Source organism: Streptomyces stoeckheimensis (genome assembly GCF_045822005.1).
GTDB classification, from domain to species: domain Bacteria; phylum Actinomycetota; class Actinomycetes; order Streptomycetales; family Streptomycetaceae; genus Streptomyces; species Streptomyces stoeckheimensis.
Genome location: NZ_CP169550.1, coordinates 8,525,350 through 8,546,686 on the forward strand (window position 1 = coordinate 8,525,350; position 21,337 = coordinate 8,546,686).

The 21,337-nt window shown below is 72.7% G+C and carries 16 protein-coding genes and 2 pseudogenes; 2 read left to right on the forward strand and 16 right to left on the reverse strand.

What is annotated here, in order from left to right; translation table 11 throughout:
* Positions 1–75: 75 nt before the first annotated feature.
* The 3 genes and pseudogenes from ACE1OC_RS38630 to ACE1OC_RS38640 all read right to left on the reverse strand — a co-directional run bounded on the left by ACE1OC_RS38630 (position 76) and on the right by ACE1OC_RS38640 (position 3,772).
* Positions 76–642 (reverse strand): DUF305 domain-containing protein, encoded by a 567-nt coding sequence (locus ACE1OC_RS38630; RefSeq protein ID WP_407840960.1) that lies wholly within the window; start codon positions 640–642, stop codon positions 76–78.
* Positions 618–1,982 (reverse strand): DUF1996 domain-containing protein, encoded by a 1,365-nt coding sequence (locus ACE1OC_RS38635; RefSeq protein ID WP_407840961.1) that lies wholly within the window; start codon positions 1,980–1,982, stop codon positions 618–620. Before ACE1OC_RS38635 ends, ACE1OC_RS38630 begins: the two co-directional genes overlap by 25 nt.
* A gap of 72 nt (positions 1,983–2,054) precedes the next feature.
* A pseudogene (locus ACE1OC_RS38640) lies at positions 2,055–3,772 on the reverse strand (discoidin domain-containing protein).
* A gap of 439 nt (positions 3,773–4,211) precedes the next feature.
* Between ACE1OC_RS38640 and ACE1OC_RS38645 the strand changes: the two are divergent.
* The gene (locus ACE1OC_RS38645; RefSeq protein ID WP_407840962.1) at positions 4,212–5,204 is read left to right on the forward strand and encodes a LacI family DNA-binding transcriptional regulator; all 993 of its coding nucleotides are present in this window, start codon (positions 4,212–4,214) and stop codon (positions 5,202–5,204) included.
* A gap of 49 nt (positions 5,205–5,253) precedes the next feature.
* Here ACE1OC_RS38645 and ACE1OC_RS38650 read toward each other — a convergent pair whose 3' ends face one another.
* From ACE1OC_RS38650 to ACE1OC_RS38690, 9 genes and pseudogenes are all read right to left on the reverse strand, one after another.
* The gene (locus ACE1OC_RS38650) at positions 5,254–6,093 is read right to left on the reverse strand and encodes a PaaX family transcriptional regulator C-terminal domain-containing protein (RefSeq protein WP_407840963.1); all 840 of its coding nucleotides are present in this window, start codon (positions 6,091–6,093) and stop codon (positions 5,254–5,256) included.
* A gap of 63 nt (positions 6,094–6,156) precedes the next feature.
* Entirely contained in the window at positions 6,157–6,900 is a 744-nt protein-coding gene (locus ACE1OC_RS38655) for an Asp/Glu racemase (protein WP_338056933.1), read from the reverse strand.
* 117 nt (positions 6,901–7,017) lie between these two features.
* On the reverse strand, positions 7,018–7,932 hold the full coding sequence (locus ACE1OC_RS38660) for a fumarylacetoacetate hydrolase family protein (RefSeq protein ID WP_407840964.1): 915 nt from the start codon (positions 7,930–7,932) through the stop codon (positions 7,018–7,020).
* A gap of 120 nt (positions 7,933–8,052) precedes the next feature.
* Entirely contained in the window at positions 8,053–9,165 is a 1,113-nt protein-coding gene (locus tag ACE1OC_RS38665; protein ID WP_407840965.1) for a cupin domain-containing protein, read from the reverse strand.
* Positions 9,162–10,193 (reverse strand): carbon-nitrogen hydrolase family protein, encoded by a 1,032-nt coding sequence (locus tag ACE1OC_RS38670; protein ID WP_407840966.1) that lies wholly within the window; start codon positions 10,191–10,193, stop codon positions 9,162–9,164. Before ACE1OC_RS38670 ends, ACE1OC_RS38665 begins: the two co-directional genes overlap by 4 nt.
* A gap of 19 nt (positions 10,194–10,212) precedes the next feature.
* Positions 10,213–12,504: an FAD-dependent monooxygenase gene (locus ACE1OC_RS38675; RefSeq protein WP_407840967.1), complete on the reverse strand. Its 2,292-nt coding sequence runs from the start codon at positions 12,502–12,504 to the stop codon at positions 10,213–10,215.
* Positions 12,495–12,989: an acyl-CoA thioesterase gene (locus tag ACE1OC_RS38680; protein ID WP_407841817.1), complete on the reverse strand. Its 495-nt coding sequence runs from the start codon at positions 12,987–12,989 to the stop codon at positions 12,495–12,497. The genes ACE1OC_RS38675 and ACE1OC_RS38680 overlap by 10 nt, the downstream gene beginning before the upstream one ends.
* Positions 12,990–13,073: 84 nt before the next feature.
* A pseudogene (locus ACE1OC_RS38685) lies at positions 13,074–14,711 on the reverse strand (AMP-binding protein); the annotation flags it as partial.
* Between the two features lie 192 nt (positions 14,712–14,903).
* Complete coding sequence (locus ACE1OC_RS38690; protein WP_407840968.1) at positions 14,904–15,428, reverse strand: ATP-binding protein; 525 nt, start codon at positions 15,426–15,428, stop codon at positions 14,904–14,906.
* 275 nt (positions 15,429–15,703) lie between these two features.
* On the opposite strand from ACE1OC_RS38690, the gene ACE1OC_RS38695 reads away from it, so the two are divergent.
* Positions 15,704–16,663 carry an alpha/beta hydrolase fold domain-containing protein gene (locus ACE1OC_RS38695; protein ID WP_407840969.1) on the forward strand — a complete coding sequence of 320 codons (960 nt, stop codon included), beginning with the start codon at positions 15,704–15,706 and terminating at the stop codon, positions 16,661–16,663.
* Positions 16,664–16,752: 89 nt separating this feature from the next.
* On the opposite strand, the gene ACE1OC_RS38700 is transcribed toward ACE1OC_RS38695, so the two are convergent.
* From ACE1OC_RS38700 to ACE1OC_RS38715, 4 genes are all read right to left on the reverse strand, one after another.
* Entirely contained in the window at positions 16,753–18,144 is a 1,392-nt protein-coding gene (locus ACE1OC_RS38700) for a hypothetical protein (RefSeq protein ID WP_407840970.1), read from the reverse strand.
* Positions 18,145–18,379: 235 nt separating this feature from the next.
* A complete protein-coding gene (locus tag ACE1OC_RS38705; protein WP_407840971.1) occupies positions 18,380–19,165 on the reverse strand; it encodes a substrate-binding domain-containing protein in 786 nt (261 codons plus the stop codon).
* Positions 19,165–19,386 carry a LacI family DNA-binding transcriptional regulator gene (locus ACE1OC_RS38710; RefSeq protein ID WP_407840972.1) on the reverse strand — a complete coding sequence of 74 codons (222 nt, stop codon included), beginning with the start codon at positions 19,384–19,386 and terminating at the stop codon, positions 19,165–19,167. The genes ACE1OC_RS38705 and ACE1OC_RS38710 overlap by 1 nt, the downstream gene beginning before the upstream one ends.
* A gap of 125 nt (positions 19,387–19,511) precedes the next feature.
* Positions 19,512–21,062, reverse strand: coding sequence for a carboxylesterase/lipase family protein (locus tag ACE1OC_RS38715; protein ID WP_407840973.1), 1,551 nt, complete (start codon positions 21,060–21,062; stop codon positions 19,512–19,514).
* Positions 21,063–21,337: the final 275 nt, after the last annotated feature.

A 21,337-nucleotide genomic window follows, 5' to 3' on the forward strand; every position in this document is an offset into this window, starting at 1 on the left:
GGTCTCGGGGACGTTCACGGCACTTTCGGGTTCCCGGACCCGCCCTGTCAATGGAAAGTGAACAATTCTCAACTTTTAGCGGGACGGGGGGCGCGCCGCATCGAGCAGGGCGAGCTCCTGCGCGCCCGACGTCTCCAGCTCCCCGGCGAGCTGCCGGACCTCCCCGGCGCCGCCCGAGGCGCGTTCGCCCGCGCAGAGCAGCAGGGACTGCGTGAGATGGGCGCGCAGGGCGGCCGCGAAGACCCGGTCGAACTCCTCCCCCGACAGTGCTCCGGCCCTGCGCAGGGTGTCGGCGGAGACCATGCCCGGCATGTCGTGCCCCTCGTGCGGGCGGGTGTCGGGCGCCGCGGACAGCGCCAAGAGCCCGCGCAGCCGCGTGAGTTCTGCCTCCCGCCGGTCAGCCGCCCGCTCCGCGAACCGCACCAGGGCCGGATCCCCGCCCCGCCCCGGCGCCAGGCCGGTCAGCAGCCGGGCCCGCTCGTCCATGGGGATCATCAGCTGGATCCAGGCGATGTCGGTGGGCGTGAAGGCCGCCGCCCCCGGCGTCCCGGCCACCGGCTGCGAACCGCAACCGGTGACCAGGAGCACCGCGAGCAGGGCCCACGCGGGCCGCCGGCTCAGAACGTACCGGCGGAGTTGCACTTGGCGCTCTGTACGACGCAGTCCTTCACGCGCTGGCCGAGCGCGGCGTTGTCCCAGGCGTTGAAGAAGTCGCCGTGGATGGAGGAGGCCATGCCCGAGGACAGCGAGAGGCCGTCGGGGCTGCCGCTGGTGGGGTAGCCGATCACGAAGGAGACGGAGGGAATGGCGACGGGGTGGGCGCCGGAACACTTGCCGTTGACGGTGTTGTAGGAGACGTGCGACTTGTGGTCGGGGCTGTCGAGGTGCTTGCCGTCCCAGCAGTCCGGGAAGACCAGCTGGTACACCAGCTTGGCGGTCGGAGCGCACACCGGCCAGTTCCCGTCGGCGCTGCGGCCGATCTCACCGCCCTCGCCCGCGCACCAGAACTGGTTGGGCGAGCCGGCCGGAGTGGGCACCTGGGACTTGGAGTTGCCCGCGATCACCCGGAAGCCCTGGGGGAAGGGGACCGTCGCCGTGGGGTCGGGCAGCCGGGAGCCGTAGTAGACGATCATCCCTTCCGGTTCGACCGCCTTGCCGCGCTCGTACAGGGTCGGGATCCAGTAGCTGGAGAGGTCCTTGGCGGGCGAACAGCTGGTGGCGGTGTGGGACAGCAGGGACTCGGTCGTCGTGAAGGCGTCCGTGCTGCGGTTGCCGAAGAAGCTGTGCATGTGGGACGCGCCGGGCAGTCCGGGGGCCACGATCGGGTCGTCGGGCTTGGAGTGGCTGTAGACGCAGGTGGCGTTGAACTCGGGAACGCGCACCGAGTTCGCGGGCACCGGAGCGGGGCTCATCGCCCTGAACTGAGCCAACTGCGCACCCCACTTCGCCTGATCGACGGGGATCCATCCCGGGGCGGAGCCGGTTCCGAAGGAGAACCAGTTGATGTTGACGAAGTCCCCGGCGCCGCTGTTGCGCATCACCGCGAACACGGTCTGCGGGCCGGTGGGGTGGGCGGTCACGTCCGCGGTGCGCGTGGCCCAGCTCTGCCAGCCGCCGGTCACCGGGATCTCGATCCGGGCGAGCAGCGGTCCGTCGGCGGATCCGGTGTGCAGTTCCACGGCTCCGGGGCCGCCGACGGCGGAGGCCACGCGGGCCGAGACCGTGAGGGGGCCGGCGGGGCCCAGGTCGACGTTGTCGAAACGCAGCCAGTCGCCGTCGGCGAGGTACGCGGCGTTCTGTCCGCCGTCCGCATCGGCGGTCGCTTCGAACACGACGCCGTTCTGGGCGGCGTGGGCCTCGGCCTGGACCAGGACGGTGGCGGCTCCGGCGGGCGCGCTGGAGATCGTGGCGCTCAGACTGGCGGCGAGCACCGTCGCCAGCCCGCACGCGAGCAGGGCCCGGCGCATTCGGGGTCTTCTCATGGGGATTCCTCACAGGGCTGAGGGGGTGGGGGAGGGGAGGGGCTGCCCGTGGGGCCGGGCAGCCCCGGCGGGTCACTGGTAGACGCGCACGTAGTCGACGAGCATCCGGGCGGGGAAGGGAGTACTGGCGTCCGTCGGACCGGGCCAGTCACCGCCCACCGCGAGGTTGAGGATCATGTAGTGGGGGTGGTCGAAGACCCATGGCCCGCGGGTGCGCTCCACCTGCTCCTTGTCGAGCGTGAAGACGGTCCGCCCGTCCAGGCTGTAGACGATGCCCTTGCTGTTCCAGTCGGCGGCCCAGACGTGGAAGTCGTCGGAGAAGTCGGCGTTGCCCGGAAGCGTGTACGGCCCGCCGATCCCGCCGCCGCCGTTGTACGCGGGGGCGTGGACGGTGGAGTACGAGGTCTTCACGTCCTTGCCGAGGACCTCCATGATGTCGACCTCGCCGTTGTACGGCCACGGCCGCCCGGTCAGGAAGTCGCCGCCCATCATCCAGAACGCCGGCCACAGCCCATTGCCCTTGGGGACCTTGATCCGGGCCTCGACGCGCCCGTACGTGAACTGGAACGCGGCCCCGGTGTTCATCCGCGCGGAGGTGTACTGGCAGGTGGTGCTGCCGGTCAGCGGGTCGGGCGGGCAGCCCTTGCCGGGCGTGGCCTCCTTGCGGGCCTCCATGACGAGGTGGCCCGCGCCGTCCTGCGCGGCGTTCTGGTGGTCGGTGTAGTACTCCAGCTCGCCGTTCTGCCCGGTGCCGGGTCCGCACGCCACTTGGCCGGATCCGGCTTGCCGGCAGCGGGGCCGTCGAACTCGTCGCTCCACACCAGCCGCGGCGGGTTCGCGGGGTCCGGCGGGAGCGGCGGGGGAGTCACCGGGGCGCCGCCGGTGCCGTACACCTGGAACTCCCACAGGGAGTATCCGTACGGGGTCGCACGCTCGGTGCCGTACATCCGCACGTACCGCCCGGAGCCCGAGACGGTCAGGGTCTGCTTGAAGCCCGTGCCCGCCGTCGTGGAGTAGACCGGGGTCCACGTGTTCCCGTCCGGGGAGACCTGGATCTGGAAGGACTTGGCGTAGGCCGGGTCCCACTGGAGGACCACCTTGTGGATCTGCGCGGGCGCGCCGAGGTCCACGGAGATCCAGCCGGGATCCGTCCAGCCGGTGGCGGGGCTGGTCGCCCAGCGGGAGGCGGGGTCGCGGTCGAAGGCCCTCGCCGGGGTGCATTCCCAGCAGTTCCCGTCGGCCTGCGAGGAGGAGGCCGCGCCGGTCCTGCCGTAGGAGAGGAGCACGTCACCGCCGCCGTCGCCGGTGCCGGGGGTGCCGTAGACCTGGAACTCCCAGAGGGAGTAGCCGTATCCGGTGGCGCGCTGGGTCCCGTACATCCGGACGTAGCGGCCGGTGCCGGAGACGGTCAGGTTCTGGATGCCGCCGGCGCCGGCGGTCGTCCCGTAGACCGTGGTCCAGTTCGCGGCGTCGTCCGAGACCTGGATCTGGAAGGCCTTGGCGTACGCGGCCTCCCAGACGAGGGAGACCCGGGTGACCGTGGCCGTGGACCCCAGGTCCACCTGGATCCACTGCGGGTCCGCGAAGGCGCTGGACCAGCGGGTGCCGGCGTTCCCGTCGACGGCGCTCGCGGGGCTGTAGCCGGGCTCGCTGCCGGAGACGGTGACGGATCTGCCCTGCGACAGCAGGGTTTCGGCGGCGCGGGCGGGGGAGGCCGGGAGGGTGCTGAAGGTGAGGAGGGTGAAGGCGACGGCGAAGAGTAAGCCGAGGCGGCGCAGCGACGGGGGCACGGCGGCTCCAGAGTGCGTGGGGGGAGAGAGGGGCGAGAAGGGCGAGGAGGGAGGGAAGCCGGGAGGAAGGCCGGGAGCAATCCCGTGGGCAACCAAGGGACTTGGCCGTTCCGGAAGCCAGAGAGCGCTCCCTGAGGGGTGAGGATGGGGCGGCCCACCGGGGCTGTCAAGGTCTCCCGTTACCTGGTGGAAACGCGGACGACACCGGTTCGTCCCGCAGTGGAGCGCTCTCCCAAGATCTGTGTGTCACTCACCGGACCGTGGTGACCAGGCATAAGCCGCCGCAGCCCGGGGAAGCGCTCTCGCATCGCCCCAACCGTGAAAAAATCAGGCCCTGTTGACAGTCGATCAGGCTCGGGTCCACCATCACGGGAGAACGCTCCCCGCGGGCCGTCCGGCCCGGACCCGGCGGCAGCACCGCCCAACGGAACGGGGCGCAATGAGAAGACCCACGCTGGAAGTGGTCGCCGCCCGCGCGGGCGTGTCCCGATCGAGCGTCTCCCGCGTCGTCAACGGCGAGGCCACGGTCGCGCCCGAGATCCGCGAGGTCGTCATGCGGGCCGTCCGTGAACTGGGCTACGTGCCCAACGCCGCCGCCCGCAACCTCGTCACTCGCCGGACCCACGCGGTGGCCGTGGTCGTCGCCGACCCTCCCCAGGGCGTGGTCTCCGACGACCCCCTCTTCTCCACCGTGGTCCGCGCCGTCAGCAGGGAACTGGAGGCCGCCGGAAAACAGGTCGTGCTCATGCTCGCCGAATCCGACCGGAGCCGGGCCCGGGTCGAGGAGTACGTGGCCGGCGGACACGTCGACGGCGTCATGCTCGTCGCCCTGCACGGCACGGACCCGCTGCCCGCGGCCCTGGCCAGGACCGGCCTGCCGGTCGCCTCGTTCAACCGCACCTGCGCCCCGGACGTGCCGTACGTGGAACTGGACAACGCGGCCGGCGCCGCGCTCGCCGTACGCCACCTCCTGGAACGCGGACGGCGCCGGATCGCCACCATCACCGGACCGCTGGACCTCTTCGAGGCCCGCGAGCGCCTCGACGGCTACCGCGCCGCCCTGCGCGACACCGGGCGCCGGTCCATCGTGGCGCTGGGCGATTTCACCCGGGCCTCCGGAGCCGAGGCCATGCGGCAGCTGCTGGAGGACGACCCGGAGCTGGACGCGGTGTTCGCGGCCAACGACCTGATGGCCATCGGCGCCTTGCGGACCTTGCGGCAGGTGGGCCTGCGGGTGCCCGAGGACGTGGCCGTCGTCGGCTTCGACGACATCGAGGCCGCCGCCTACACCGTCCCCGCCCTCACCTCCGTACGCAGCCCCATGGCCGATCAGGCCAGGGCCACGGTGCGGCTGCTCCTGGGCCTGATCGAGGGCGGCTCCAGGGACCGGGTGGTCATGCCGAACGCCCTCGTGGTCCGCGATTCGTCCTGAGGGAGCCGCGGGCCTCGGGGAGCGCTCCCCGAGGCCCGCGGGACACCCCCTAGGGCTGCCCGCCGGCCGCGGTGCCCGTCACGTCCTGTACGTGCCGCAGGCCCGGCCCCGCCAGTACCTCGTGCAGTTGCTGGAAGACCTGCCGGGCGCCCACGGCGTTCCAGTCCGCGGGGAGCAGCTCGGCAGGCAGGCCCGGGTCGAGGTAGGGCAGCCGGCGCCACTCGGTCAGCATCGGCACGTAGTGGCGGAAGGCCTCGGCGGCGTCGATGCCGTCCTGGAGGGCGAGCTTCGCGGCGACCGGTGCGTACGCACCGGTGAAGGTGGCGTACTGGGCCTGGATCGCGGGGAAGTCCCACCAGGAACTCACTGCCTCCGGCAGATCGCTGAACGCGGCGTAGTCGGCGGCGGCGAACAGGTGGACGTACTCGCTCAGGCCGAGCCGGACGAGCATGTCGCGCGCGTCCTCCAGGAGCCGGCCCGGCGCCAGCCACACGCCGGGGGCGATGTTGCCGAAGCCGAGCCAGGTCAGCCTGGTGCGCAGCTGGTAGCGGTGGGAGCGTTCGGACTCCGGGACCGAGAAGACGGCCATGGCCCAGCCGTCGTCGAGGTCCGCCGGTTCGAGGCTGGCGAAGATGCGCCGGTCTCCGGCGTCGAAGACGGGGTGGACGGCCGGGCTGAGCCGGTACCCGGTGGCTCCGCGGCGCTCCGGTTCGAGGACGCCCTTCTTCTTGAGCCGGGAGATGGCCGAGCGCACCGCCTGGCTCTCGACGCCGAGTTCCGACATGAGCGTGATCAGGTCGGCGACGGAGATCCAGCCGCCGCTCCCGCGCACGAAGGCCCCGTAGACCGTACTGATCAACGAGCTGGGCCTGAGGGGGCTGTCCGACATGATCACCTTCCCGTGGTGTGGGGTGGTGATCCTATCGAGGAGCAGCGGCCGGGCCGCCGCCGGTCACCCCGCGGCCGGCCTCCCGGGGTGCAGGGGGGCCTCCGCGTACGCACCGGAGAGGAGGTGGCCCGCGCCGGGGGCGACGGCCGGCAGGTCGAGGGCGCGCAGCATCTGGTGGGCGGTGCAGACCGCCGCGGAGACCACCGGCTTGCCGAGCAGCTGCTCGGCCTCCTCGATGGCGCCGAGCGAGGGCATCTGCACGCAGGCCGACAGGACGACCGCGTCCGCGTCCGCGTAGTCCAGGGCGCGGGCCAGGCCGGGGAGCCTGGCCGGGTCGTGGGCGGCCACGTCGAGGTTGTTCGGGATCTCCAGGGCCTGGAAGTCGAGGACCTCGATGCCCTCGTGGGTGAGGTAGTCGACGACGGTCTGGGTGAGCGGGCGCATGTACGGGGCCAGCAGGGCCACCTTCCTGGCGCCCATGGTGTGCAGCCCGTGGACCAGGGCACCCGCGCTGGTCACCACGGGGGCGGGGGCCCCGTTCTCCACGGTGCGCGCGTGCAGGCGTTCCTCGGAGGCGCGGTGGTAGCCGAGGCCCATGCTCATGATGGCCACCAGACAGGCGTAGCCGAGCACGTCGACCCGCGCGTCCGAGAGTTCCACGGCGCAGCGGTCGGAATCGGCGTCCATCGCCTTGAGCTGCTCCGGCGTCACGTGGGTCATGCGCATGCGGCTGGAGTGGAAGGTGAAGCGGTCGTCGGGCGCGATCCCCATGCGGGCGCGCAGGATCGCGGGGACCTCGGTCTCCATGGTGACGTTGGAACTCGGGACGATCTGACCGATGCGGTAGGTGCGGGGCGGCACGGGTGCTCCTCGGGTCTGCGGCGGGGGTGCCGGGGTGGGTGTCGGGGCCGGGTTCCGGCCGGATCAGCGGGCGTCGACGACCGGATTGGCGAGGGTTCCGATGATCTCGACGGTGGCCTCGACGGTGTCGCCGGGCACGAGGAACTCCGGCGGGACCATGCCGGCCCCGACGCCGGACGGGGAGCCGGTCGCGATGACGTCCCCGGGCTCCAGGGTCACGCCCGAGCTGACGTCGGCGATGAGCCGCGCGATGGGGAACAGCATGTGGCGGGTGTTGGACTTCTGCTTGGTGACCCCGTTCACCCGCAGTTCGAGGTCGAGGTCCATCGGGTCCGGGACCTCGTCCGCGGTGACCACGGCCGGGCCGAAGGGGGCGTAGGAATCCTGGCCCTTGGAGAAGAACCACTGGCCGGATCGGCGCTGGTCGCGGGCACTGATGTCGTTGACGATGCTGTAGCCGAAGATGTGGCCGTACGCCTCCTCCTCGGTCACCCGGAAGGCGGTCGTACCGATGACCACGGCGAGCTCGCACTCCCAGTCGAGCTGCGTCGTGAGGTCGGCGTTGTGCAGGATCGGCGACCCGGGGCCGGTGACGGCGGTGGCGGGCTTGCTGAAGAGCACCGGACGCGGGGGCAGGTCCTTGTCCGTGTCCAGGCTCCGGCTGGACTCCTCCACGTGCTCCACGTAGTTCAGCCCCACCCCGATGATCTTGCCGGGGCGCAGCGGAGCGCGCAGGGTGACGTCCTCCAGCCGGTGGACGGCCCCGGCGGGCCGGTCCGCGGGGTCGCCCGCCAGCAGGAGGGCGGCCGCCTCGCGGGCGGGGGCGCCGGCCCGGACGAAGGAGAGCAGGTCGGCGGGCAGTTCGACGCCCGCGTGCAGGGCGAGGGCCGCGAGGTCGTACACCAGGCCGTCGGCCTGGGCGCCCAGGCGGTCGGCGGCTGAGGTCATCGGCGCGGTCGTGTAGGTCACCAGTCGCATCGGTGGCTCCTAGGGGAGAGGGGCGGGAGATCAGGGGCGGGGAGGAAGGGCGGTGGTGCGGGGGTGCGCCGCCGCACCGGGACCGGTGTCAGGGCCGGCGGTCCGGTGCGGCGGCGCGGCTCAGGAGGCGGGCTGGTGCCCGCCGTTGTCGGGGTACGCCTCTTCGCGGTGGAAACCGAGGGACCGCATGACGGGGAAATCGTTGAAGGAGAACAGGCAGGCGTCCTCGGACTCGTCGAGGTTGCGGTGCTCGTGCCAGGCCCACGAGGGGACGCAGAAGATGTCGCCCTGCTTCCACTCGAAGCGCTGCCCGGCGATCACCGAGACGCCGCGCCCCTTGGCCGCCGTGTAGATCACCGACCCGGTGTGGCGGTGGGCCTGGGTGGCCTGGCCCGGGCGCAGCAGCTGCATGTGGGCGCTCATGGTGGGCATCACCGAGCCGCCGGTCACCGGGTTGGTGTACTCCGCGATGACCCCGTCGTACGGGGAGCCCTCGGTGGCCTTGGCCAGGCCGCGCAGGGCCTCGTAGGTCTGCTCCCAGGGGTAGGCCAGCAGCGGGGAGTAGGGGCGGGTCCACTTCTCGGAGCCGTACGGGAGCAGGTTCGCGGCGTAGGTCAGGACCGAGGGGTTCACCACCTTCCCGGGCTGCTGGTACAGCTCGGGGTGCACCTCGTAGAACCCGGCGTCCAAGGCGTTGACCAGCGGGATGTCGAGGCCGTCCTGCCAGATCACCGGGGCGTCGGCGGCATCGTTGCCGTGCTCGTGCCAGGTGCCGTTCGGGGTGATGGCGAAGTCGCGCGGCCCCACCTTCAGCTTCTGGCCGTCCACGATCGTCCACGCCCCGGTGCCCTCGTGCACGAAGCGCAGCGCCGCGGCCTGGTGGCGGTGGGCGGTCATGGCCTCGCCGGGACCCATGATCTGCAGGCCGGTGTAGAGGAGTCCGGCGGCGGCACTGACGTCCCTGCGGCCGGGGTTGACCAGCATCACGACGCGGCGGCCCGCGTCGTCGGCCCGTACGAGGCCGAGTGCCTTGTGGACGAGGGGTCGCAGCTCCTCGTAACGCCACAGCACGGGAACGGACTTGGGCTGCGGGTACCAGGGCTCGATGTCGTTGGCCACCGTCCACAGCGCACCCGCTTCGAGGGCTTCGAGCTCGCCGTAGTAGGCGGTGAGTTCGGGGGTGTCGGAGACCCGGGCGCGGCCGAGTGCGGTGTCGTCCTGGTCGGTGGTCATGCGTCCTCCTCGGGGGTGGTGGCGGTCGGCAGGGCCGGGTGCGGGACGGTGAAAGTGACCGGCGTGCGGGGGCGGTTGTCCACTTCGAGGCGGAAGACGTCGAAGCGGTTGTAGTGCCCGGTGATGTCGTGCATCTGCTTGGGCTGGATGCACCGGTTCAGGTCGATCTCGGCGTAGACGATGCCCTCCACGTCGACCAGCGGCTCCGTGACCGGGCGGCCGTCGGGACCGAAGATGCCCGACAGGGCGCTGCGCGGCCGGGCGAACAGGGCCCGGACCGCCTCGTCCTCACCGGCGACCGCATCGACGATCTCGGGGGAGACGGTGGAGCAGGCGACGACGGAGAAGACCTTGCCCTCGAAGCTGTGGGCCGCGGTCCGGACGGCGATGGCCTCGGCCATGTCGTAGTCGGTGGGCGCCACGGGCAGGGCGATGTAGCAGGCCGCGTGGACCAGTTCGCCCTGGGCAAGGAGCGCGAAGCGGGCCAGGGTGTTGGTGTTCTCCCCGCACGCCAGGGCGCCGACCGGGCCGAGGGGGGTCTGGTGGACGCGCAGGGAACTCCCGTCGCCGCCGGTCCAGGTGAGCTTCTCCGCCCAGGTGGGCACCAGCTTGCGGTGCACACCGAGCAGTTCGCCGTCGGGGCCGATGGTCAGCAGCGTGTTGTAGAGCACGCCCAGGCTGTGCGGGGCGCGTTCGTTGACGCCGATGACCAGCACGACCCCGTACTGGCGGGCCGCCGCGCGCAGGGTGTCCACGTGCGGTCCGGGCACGTCGATGGACGCGCGCTGCAGGCGCTCGAACCAGGGCGAGCCCTGGACCGGGTTCATCGTCCAGTTCCAGTACGGGTAGCCGGGGACGAACGCCTCGGGGAAGACGACGAGTTCGGCGCCCTTCCCGGCGGCCTCCGCGATCAGGGCGACGGCCTTGTCGACGGTGGCGGCGGGATCGAGGTAGACGGGAGCGGCCTGGACGGCGGCCGCGGTGAAACGGGGCAGGTCGTTCGGGGGACGGGTGTCACGGATGTCCATGAGGTCTCGGCCGTTCCGTTCAGAGGGCCGGCGCGGCGACGCGCGGCAGCCATCGCTGGTGCACCGGTGCGGCGGGCTGCCGCAGCAGTTCGAGGCGCGGCGGCACCCGGTCGGTGCGCGCGGCCGGCGGCCGGGCGCTGCCGGCCCGCCAGGACCGGGCCCACGGCGCGGCCGCCCCGCGGTACCCCTGGGCCACGGCCGCGTGCAGGGTCCACAGGGGGTCGTGGAGCTGGGCGCGGCCCACCGCGCACAGGTCGGCGCGGCCCGCCAGGATCACCGAGTTCACGTCGTCGTAGGTGGAGATCGCACCGACGGCGATGGTCGCCACCCCCGTGGTGTTGCGGATCAGGTCCGCGTACGGGGTCTGGTAACTGCGGCCGAAGGCCGGCCGCTCGTGGGCGACGACCTCACCGGTCGACACGTCGATCGCGTCGGCCCCCGCCGCGGCCAGGGCGCGCGCGATGTGCACCGCGTCCGCCTCTTCGAGGCCGCCCTCGGCCCAGTCGGCGGCCGAGACGCGGACCAGGAGGGCCTTCCCGGCCGGCCACACCGCGCGTACCGCGCCCAGCACTTCGAGCGGGAAGCGCAGCCGGTTCGCCACCGGCCCGCCGTACTCGTCGGTGCGCCGGTTGGTCAGGGGGGAGAGGAACCCGGACATCAAATGTCCGTGCCCGTACTGGAGTTCCAGCACGTCGAAGCCGGCCCGGTCGGCGCGCTCGGCCGCGCGCACGAAGTCCCGTACGACCAGGTCCATATCGGCGCGGGTCGCCTCGCGGGGGACCTGGCCGTTCTCGTCCCAGGGCAGCGGGGAGGCGGCCAGCAGCGGTCCCTGGGCGGCGCGCCGGCCCGCGTGGGTGAGCTGGATGCCGAGGCAGGTGTCGGACTGGCCGTGCGCGAAGGAGGTGATCCGCCGCCAGGCGGCCTCCTGCTCGTCGGTCCACAGACCGGGGCAGCCCGCATCGGTCCGGCCGTCGGCGCCGACCGCCGTCATCCCGGCGATGACCAGGGCCGCGCCGCCGAGGGAATGGGTGCCCAGGTGGACGAGGTCGAACTCGCCCGGGACTCCGTCGACGGCGGTGGACAGGGCCATCGGGGGGACGACGATCCGGTTGCGCAGGCGCAGGCCGCCGATCCGGAAGGGCCGGAACATGGGCGGGACCGGCGCCGAGGCGTTGACGGCGGTGGTGAACTCCTCGTCGCGCACCCGCAGGTTGTCGTAGGTGACCCGGCGGCTGCGGGTCAGCAGGTTGAAGGCGAACTGGTGCGGGTCCTGGCCGGTGTACCGGTCGATGTTCTCGAACCACTCCAGGCTGGCCTGCGCCGCCCGCTGCGTGGACTCCACCACCGGCCTGCGCTCGTCCTCGTAGGCGGCCAGCGCGCTCTCCACGTCGGGGTGTTCGTGCAGGCAGGCGGCCAGCGCGAGGGCGTCCTCCATGGCGAGCTTGGTGCCGGAGCCGATGGAGAAGTGGGCCGTGTGCGCGGCGTCCCCGAGCAGCACGGTGTTGCCGTGCCGCCAGGTGCGGTTGCGCACGGTGGTGAAGCGCAGCCACTTGGAGTTGTTGGGGATGAGGCGGTGGCCGTCCAGGTGCCCGGCGAGGATCTCCTCGCAGCGGCGGATCCCCTCCTCGTCACTGGCGCCGGGCGCGAGGTCCGGGCCGGCGGACCCGGCGAAGCCGCCGCGCTGCCAGGTGTCCTCGTCCATCTCGACGATGAAGGTGGAGCGGGTGTCGTCGTACGGGTACGCGTGCACCTGGAGCGTGCCGAAGTCCCGCTCCTCGACGATGAAGGTGAAGGCCTCGAAGACCTTGTCGGTGCCGAGCCACATGTAGCGGCCGGCGCGCTCGTCGAGATCGGCGCCGAAGGTGTCGGCGTAGGCGGCCCGGGTGGCGGAGCGCACACCGTCGCAGGCGACCACCAGGTCGTATTCGGCGGCCAGTTGCTGCGGCGGAGGCGCCTGCGTGCGGTAGCGGACGTCCACGTCCAGGGCGGCGCAGCGTTCCTGGAGGATCTGCAGCAGCCGGCGGCGGCCCAGAGCGGCGAAACCGTGCCCGCCGGAGGTGAGGGTCCGGCCGCGGTGGCGCACGTCGATGTCGCTCCAGCGGGCGAACTCCGCCGACATCGCGGCGTGGACGGCGGGAACGGCCTGGGCGATGCCGTCGAGGGTCTCGTCGGAGAAGACCACCCCGAAGCCGAAGGTGTCGTCGGGCGCGTTGCGCTCCCAGACGGTCACCTCCCAGTGCGGGGAGATCTGCTTGGCCAGGGCGGCGAAGTACAGGCCGCCCGGCCCGCCTCCGATGACTGCTATGCGCACGGGGCGCCTCCTCGGTTGTTCTCGATCAGTTCGGGGGCCTGCCGTCCGGCCTTCGTGAGGACCTCGCGGACCTCGGCCGGCCAGGGGGTGGTCCCGGTCGCGCGGGCGGCGGAGTGGGCGATGACCATGCGGCCGGTGGCGGCCACGGTGCCTTCCCGGCCCGCGGTGCCTTCCGGGCCCACCGCGCCTTCCGGGCCCGGCTCGCCGCGGACGGTGAAGGCGTAGTGGAGGGAGCTCGCTCCGACCTTGGTGACCCGCAGCTCGGTCCGCACGGCCTCGCCGAACCAGAGCCGGGCCCGGTAGTCGGCCTCGAAGTGGACGCGCGGCGTGCTGCCGAAGAGGTGCGACAGGCCCAGACGGCGCAGCAGCACGGCCTCGGCCGCCTCGACCCAGCGGATCACGGTGGAGTGGTGGTAGTGGCCCGCCGCGTCGGTGTCGGTCCACTCGACCCGGCGCTCGACGACGACGCTGGGCAGGTGCGGCACCTGCGCCTCGGGGCACCCGGCGGCGCACCCGCCGTCGTCCGGGGCCGCGGTGGTGGCCTCGGCGGCTTCGGCCGGTTCCCCTCCCCGGGCGCGCAGTTCGCCGCGCCGGAGCTTGCCTGTCTCCGTACGGGGGAGCTCGGTGACGAACTCCACCGCACGCGGGTACTTGAACGGCGCGATGGCCGCCTTGACGTGCTCCTGGAGCTCGCGGACGGTCTCCGGGACGGCCGGGACGCCCGCGCGCAGGACCACGTACGCCTTGACGAGCATGCCGCGCCGTTCGTCGGGGACCCCGACGACACCGCAGTCCGCCACGTACGGGTGGTCGGCGAGCGCCTTCTCGACCTCGGGCCCCGCGATGTTGTAACCCGAGGAGACGATCATGTCGTCGCTGCGGGCCACGTACCAGAAGTAGCCCTCGGCATCGCGGACGTAGGTGTCGCCCGTGATGTTCCAGCCGTCGCGGACGTACGTGGACTGGCGCGGGTCGTCCAGGTAGCGGCAGCCGGTGGGCCCGGTGACGGCCAGGAGGCCGGGCTGCCCGTCCGGAACGGGCACCCCGTTCCCGTCCACCACCGCGGCCCGGTAGCCCGGGACGGGCCGCCCCGTGGAGCCGGGGCGGATGTCCTCGTCGGCCGCGGAGATGAACACGTGGAGCATCTCGGTGGCGCCGATGCCGTCGATGATGCGCAGCCCGGTCGCGGCGTGGAACTCCTCCCACACGGCGGCGGGCAGGGGTTCGCCCGCCGAGACGCAGCGGCGCAGACCGGCCAGCCTGTCGGCCGCACCGGCGGCCAGGATGGCGCGGTAGGCGGTGGGCGCGGTGAACAGGACGGTCACCCCGTGCTCGGCGACGAGGTCGGCCAACTGCCCCGGCGTCGCGGTCTCGACGAGCAGGGTGGCGGCGCCGACGCGCAGGGGGAAGACCACCAGGCCGCCCAGCCCGAAGGTGAACGCGAGCGGCGGGGTTCCGGTGAACACGTCGTCGGACTGCGGCCGCAGCACGTGCCGGGAGAAGGTGTCCGCGTTGGCGAGCACGTCCCGGTGGAAGTGCAGGGTCGCCTTGGGGCGCCCGGTGGTGCCGGAGGTGAAGGCGATCAGGGCCACGTCGTCCGCGGCGGTGTCCACGGTGGTGAAGACACCGTCCTTGGCCGAGCACCGGACGGTGAGGTCGTCCTCGCCGGGGCCGCCGTACGCGATCACCCGCGGGGCGGTGTACTCGGCGGAGCCGTCGCCGCGGGCCGCGGCGGCCGCGGCCCCTTCGATTTCTCCGAGGTAGCGGTGGTCGCACAGGGCGACGGCGGGGCGGCTGATCTCGCACAGCGCGGCGAGCTCGGCGGCGCGCAGCAGCGGCACCGTGGTGACGGCCACTCCGCCGGCCTTGAGCACGCCGAACCAGGCGGCGACGAGCCAGGGGTTGTTCGGGCCGCGCAGCAGCACGCGGTTCCCGGGGAGCAGGCCCAGGTCCTCGGTGAGCACCTGGGCGACCTGGTTGGCACGGTGTCGCAGTTCGCCGTACGTCCAGCGCTCTTCGGTGGTCAGCAGACAGGGGCGGTCGGGCCCCCAGCGCTCGACGGCGTCGTCGAGGAGGCTGTGGGCGCAGTTGAGCCGGTCCGGATAGTCCAACTCGGGTAGATCGAAGTGGAGTTCGGGCCAGAGGTCGAACGGCGGAAGCCGGTCGCGGCAGAAGGTATCGGCGTGCGCCGAAGGGGAGAGCTCCATGGGGCGGCACCTCAATCAGGGAGCAGCGGGGGAGATGGGGCAAGTATCTCGATAATTTGGCGGGCGTCAATTCCTCGCCATATTTCTGTGAGGTCGATCGCTTCTCCGGCGCCCTCTCGGCGCCTCCCCGGCGGACCCCCTCACCCCCTCCCGGGCCCCCGGTCGGCGCGGACGTTCGCGGCGATCGGCGGGTCAGGCGGCCGGTACGCGCACCCGTACGGACTTGCCGAACTCGTCGGCCTGCACGCTGAGTCGGCCACCGGCCTCGGTGGCCATCAGGTGCACGATCAGCAGGCCGCGCCCGCTCTCGGCCTCCTGGTCCACCTCGTCCCGCGGGTGCGGCAGCCGGGGCGGAGGGGAGGCGCCGTCGGCGACCTCCAGCTGGAGCCATCCCCCTCGCAGGGAGACCTCGACGCGCAGGCGGCCCGCGCCGGCGGCGTGCAGGACGACGTTCCCGACGAGCTCGCTCACGGCCAGCAGAAGGGCGTCCGCGATCTCGGCGGCGATCTCCCAGCCCTCGAGCACGGAGCGCACGCGGGAGCGGATCAGGGGGACCGTCGCCGCAGTGGGCTCCGCGGCCCAGCGGCCGAAGCCGCGGGCCCGGGAGGTGGTCGCGGAGCCCGGGGTGTCGGGGTCGGTCGGGGCGTCCGGATCGGCGCCGGGCCGGATGGCGGGCCGGGCGGTGGTTCGGACGGTGGGGGGTGTGGAGGTGAGCATGGCGTGCTCCCGGAGGGGAAGGCGACGACATTCGCGCGGTGGCTCGTGTAACTGCCGGGGAACTTGGACTGCCCGTGCTCTTGTGGTCTGCGGAAACGCGTCGCTAGAGTCGTGATTACACGTGTAACACGCTAAGCCTCCTCCACGGCCCGCGCAAGCATTTCGGACATACGTTACGAAGCCTTGTCCGTCCTGCTCGCGCGGCCGCGGCCGGACCCACAGACCCGCACCTGGACCCGTCGGCCCCCCGGGCCGAGCAGATTGGAAGGGCCGCAATGACGCAATCGCCCCCCGCCGCGATCGATACGGCGGACATGACCTGGCCGCCGCCGCCGTTCCGGACCCCCGTGTCCGCCGTCGTGGACGCGGACGGGGTCCGCCGCTTCGAGGGGATCACTTACGCGACCTCGCCCGGCTACCGCCCCCGGCTGCTCGACGTCCAGGTGCCCGCCGGTGAGGGGCCCTTCCCGGCGGTGGTGTGGATCCACGGCGGCGGCTGGCTGGACGGCGACCGGCGCTATCCGCCGCCGACCGTGCCCGTCGAGCTGCTGCACGGCTCGGTGCTGGGGGCGGGGCTGGCCCTCGTCTCGATCGACTACCGGCACAGCCTGGAGGCCCCGTTCCCGGCCCAGCTGCACGACGTGAAGGCCGCGATCCGCTACGTCCGGCAGTTCGCCTCCGAACTGGGCGTCGACCCGGACCGGATCGGGGTCTGGGGCGAGTCCGCAGGCGGCCACCTCGCGGCCCTCGCCGGCGTCGTCGGCGCGGCCACCCCGGACGCCGGGGCGCTGGAGGGCACGCACGGAGTGGGCGCCGGCGACACCGCCGTACGCGCCGTCGTCGACTGGTACGGGGTCTCCGACCTGGTCACCCTCTCCGAGCACCCCATGCCGGCGTTCCCGCCGCTGCCGGGCGGAGTCGACTTCCCCGACCCGTACGAGGCCCTGCTCGGCGCGTCCGTCGCCGCACGCCCGGAGCTGGCGCGGGCCGCGAGCCCGGTCACGTACGCGGTCGAGGGATCCGACCCGCCGCCGTTCCTCCTGATCCACGGAACCCTCGACGGGCTGGTTCCGTACAGCCAGAGCGAGGAACTCGCCGCGGCCCTCGCGAAGGCGGGTGGCGAGGTGGTCCTGACCCCCGTGGAAGGTGCCGACCACATCTTCCTCGGCTCGCCCGACATCGGCCGCATCGTCGCCGACAGCGTGGCCTTCCTCGCCCGCCACCTGGGGGCCTGAGGTCCCGTAACAGGCGAAAGGACGGCACCGGCGGCGGGCCGCCCCGAAACACGGGGCGGCCCGCCGCCGGTGCCGTCCTGAGGGGACCGTCAGCCGGTGCAGCCGGGGACCGTGCCGGCCGGGCTGCAGTTGTTCGGCCGGTTGGCACGGACGTCGTCGCCGTTCAGGGTGAGGACGCCGGACGGCGCCTTGAAGATGCCGCCTCCGTCACCCGCCCGGTTCTTGGTGATGGTGTTCTCCTCCAGCGTCGTACGGCCCAGCCCCTCGGAACCTCCGGCGTGGTACAGGCCGCCGCCCTGCGCGGTGCCGTTCTTCGCGGTGACCGTGTTGTGCAGGATCTTGTTGCGCTTGGCCGTCAGGCTGCCGCCGTCGGGGTTGTCGAGGCCGCCGCCCTGCGCCGTGCCGCCCACCGCCTCCGCGGTGTTGCCGGTGATGTGGTTGTCGGTGAGGTCGAGGGTGCCGAAGGGGCCCACGCGGACACCGCCACCGCGGGCGGTGCCGTTCTCGGCGACGGCCCGGTTGCCGCTGATCTTCACGCCGCTCACGGTCATCAGCGCGTTGTTGGCGATGCCGGCGCCCTGGGCGACACCGTTCGGCGCGTCCGAGGTGTTGTCCGTGATGGAGCCGCCGGTGATGGTCATCCTGCCGGGCGCCGGGATGCCGTTGGAGACGGTGGCGCGCGCGAACCCGCCCCGGGCGAAGGAACGGTTCTTGCTGATGACCGTGGACTCCACCGTGGTCTCGGCGAAGCTGATGATCCCGGCCCCGAACGCGAAGCTCTGGGTGTTCTCGGTGACGGTCGCCGTGTTCCCGGTCAGCCGCGAATCGGTGACCGTGAGCGGACCGTCGTTGGCGATGGCGCCGCCCGCGGCACCGCTGCCGATGTCGCTGCCGCTGTAGATGACGTGGTTCGCGGTCACCTCGGTCTCGCTCACGCTTCCGGTGCCCGGATTGTCGATGCCGCCGCCCTGGGCGAACACGTCGGACCGGGACGTATTGCCGGTGATCTTGCTGCGGGTCACGGCCATCTTCCCCAGGTTGGAGATGCCGCCGCCGCAGGCCAGCCCCGGTGGGTCGGGGAAGGCGGGGCAGTCCGTGGCGAAGCCGCCGCTGATCGTCGTCCGGGTGAGCGCGAGGTTCCCCGTGGGGCCGACGAGGAGGATCCGGAACTTCGGCACCTCGTGGCCGCGCTCGTCCCGCTTGATCGTGGCCCCTCGTCCGTCGATGGTGATCTCACTGGTGATCACCGGCAGCCCGGTGCCGGGGTTCGCGGGGTCCGGCGCCGTCAACTTGTACGTGCATCGGTGCGCCAGCCGGAGGGTGTCCGGCCCGGGCGAGCCGTTCGCGGCGTTGATCGCCGCGACGAGATCGGGAACCGAGCAGCGGACCTGCACCGCGGCGGCATGGGCGGCCGGGGCGGGGACCGCCACCAACACGCCCGCCACGAGACCGAGGACGGCCGAAACGTGCCGACGAGACATCGGGGGACTCCTCCTTCTGCGCTGTGGGGCCGGCCGGCAGGGGACCGCAACCGGCCGAGCCCAGCCGACCACGCGCGGTCACCGTCGGCTTCCCGGCTTGATCCATACAGCCGGGCGGACACCCCCGGACGGGGCACGAAGGCGTGCGAACGGGCCAAGGAGCGCGTTGGGAGGTGACAGGTCCTCAGGAGGCCGGGAGGTGACAGGACCTCAGGAGGTACACGGCGTCAAGGGGTCAGGAGGTCTCGCGCTGGACCAGGATCGCCTTTATGTCGGGCACGGGCGCCGTGGCGCCCGTTTCGACCAGCTCGTGCACGGCGTCGGCGACCATGGCCGGCGAGGCCAGATCGAGGCGGATGGAGGTCAGCGGGGGTTCCTGGAGCGAGGAGAGGACCAGGTCGTCGGAGCCCACGACCGCCACGTCCTGCGGTACGGAGATCCCCTCGGCCCGCAGCGCGTGGAGGAGCAGGGCGGCGTACTCGTCGTTGTACGCGAACACGGAGTCCAGCCCGAGGCTCCGCCAGCGCCGGGCCAGCGCGGTCGCGGACTCCCGGGTGTACGAGAGCTCCACCGGGGTGACGGTGGCCATGTGGCGGGCGGCGACGGATTCGGCGCCGGCCAGCCGGGGCTCGGCGAACAGGCCGAGGCCGCGTTCCTGGGGCATGACCACGCCGATACGGGTCCGGCCGCGCGCGATCAGGTGCTCGGCGGCGGTGGCGCCGATGAGGGCGTGGTCGAAGCCGATGGTGTGCACGCCCGGTACGGGGCGGGCCGCGAAGGCGATCAGCCCCCGCACCCCGGCGCGCCGCAGCAGCTCGGCGGCCTGCGCGGTGAGGCGGTCGCCGTCGAGGGCGATGACGGCCGCCGGGCGCAGTTCGGCCCAGGCGCGGGCGGCGTCGAGGGGATCGGTGAAGCGCCCCGCGTGGAGGACCGCGGTGTAGCCGTGCCGGTCCAGCTCGCTGTGCAGGTCGTCGACCCAGTCGCTGACGAGGCGGCCGACCGCGGAGATCGACGAGGGCATCAGGACGAGATTGCTGCGGCCGGCCCGCAGGGACCGGCCGCGGCGTGCGGTACGTAGCCGAGCTGCCGGGCGGCGTCGAGGACGCGCGCGCGGGCGGCTTCGCCGACGCGGTGGCCCTGGGTGTCGTTGAGGACGAAGGAGACCGTGGCGCGGGACACCCCGGCGAGGCGGGCCACGTCGGCGCTGGTCGGGGACGCCGGGACGGGAGTGTCTTTGGCCATGACGTCGATCGACGCTCCTTTTGATCGGCTCGATGCCTTCCCTTCGAAGGTTACACGAGTTAGATCAAGGGAGCGCGGGCCCGCCCGGATGGGCGGGGCGCTTCCGGGGGTCTGGTGGGGCGGGTCTACCGGGGCCGGGCGAGCGCTCCCTCGTGCAGGCGCAGGGAGTCTCCGGCGAGGTCGTCGAGCGCGGTGACCACGGAGTCGAAGCGCATCGTGGTGCGGGTGTCCTTCTCGTACGGGTTCCAGGCCGGCATGTCCGGATGGTTCGGGTCGCCGGTACGGACGAAGGCGATCCAGGCCTCGTGCATGGTGTGTGCGAGGCCGTCCCGGACGGCGGGGTCGAGCCCGGCCGTCAGCGGTGCGTGGGCCCACTGGTCGAAGTTGGCGAAGGCGAAGGGCAGTTCGAGGCAGTGAGCGGCCCCGAGCCGGCCGTCGTAGGAGGCCGCGGGGAGGTCGAACTGGTAGGCCCACACCGGACGGCCCGCCGCGGCCCGCGCTTCGGCCAGCCGGAGGGCGGGTACGCGGAAGAGCTCGTCGGTGATGAGGTCCATCAGGACGCCGGCCGGCCCGTTCCCCGGCCGGGCGCGCTCGTACGCCGCGTACACGCCGGGGGCGGCCTCGGGGCCGAAGGTGTCCGCGATCCGGGCGGTCACCTGTTCCCGGTCGGCGGCGCCGTAGGCCTCGTTCAGTGCGAATCCGAAGTTGGCCTCCTCCCGGGTCCATCCGATCATCACGTCGATGTCCGCGGCGGCGCCGTGCAGCAGGGCCTGCCCCGGGTGGCGGGGGAGGGTGACGCCGTCGACCACGGGCAGGAACGGCGTGGGCCAGTACCCCCACCGCGTCGTCAGGGCGAAGAGCCCGCCCATGGCCCCGATCAGCTCGGGCCAGGGCACGGCGCGCAGCTCGGCCAGGGTCTTGGCCCCGGCGAGCTCCAGGTACGCGGCGGTGCGCTCCCGGTAGGCGTCGGGCGCGGGGAGGTCCAGGCCGAACGGCGGGCTCATCAGGATCACCCGGCGGATCAGCTCCCGGGCCTCGGGCAGTCCGGCGAGGGCGGCCGTGGACACGGCGCCGCCCGACTGGCCCGCGACGGTGATCGAGTCCGGGTCGCCGCCGAAGGCGGAGATGTTCTCCCGTACCCAGCGCAGGGCGGCGAGCTGGTCGGCCAGCCAGTGGTTGGCGCCGGAGCCGTCCGGCTCGTCCTCGGTGCCGGTGTAGAGGTAACCCAGCGGCCCGATGCGGTAGTTGATGCTGACGACGACCAGGTCCCCGTCGCGGGAGAAGGTCGCGCCTGAGTAGTTGGGCAGCGACCCGGAGCCGGAGACGAAGCCGCCGCCGTGGATCCAGAGCAGCACCGGCCGCCGGGCGTCGTCGACGGCGGGAGTCCAGAGGTCGAGGGTCAGGCAGTCCTCGTCGAAGGGCGGCGAACCGTGCCCGCCGAGGACGGGGTCGCCGCCCTCCATGTACATCTGCGGGGCGCTGGGCCCGTCGGCGGTCGCGTCCCGCGTGCCGCTCCAGCCCGGATGCGGCCGCGCGGGCCTCCAGCGCAGCTCGCCGACGGGCGGCGCGGCGTAGGGCACGGCCCGGAAGACGGCGAGCCCGTCCTCGAACGCGCCGCGGAGCGGGCCCGCGGGCGGATGCGCCACGGGGTGATCGGGGCCTGGGGTGGGTGCCATGAGTCGATCCTTCCTGGGCCGCGCGCCGAACGCGCGCCGACCCGTCGAGAATATGGTGCGAATTCTGCGACCGTCAATGTTTCGCGATAGCGGGGCTGGCCTGCCGGACGGTCTGCAACGGCCTGCCGGCCGACGCTCCTGACCGCCGATGACGTTGTCGGACCACCTGGAGGGCTCGGGCGGCCGGAGCGGCACGGTGCTTCGCTCGGAAAATGCGGCTCTCCGTGAATTCCTGTGCGGGACAATGCCCGGCATGACGACTTGAAGAGCACCGG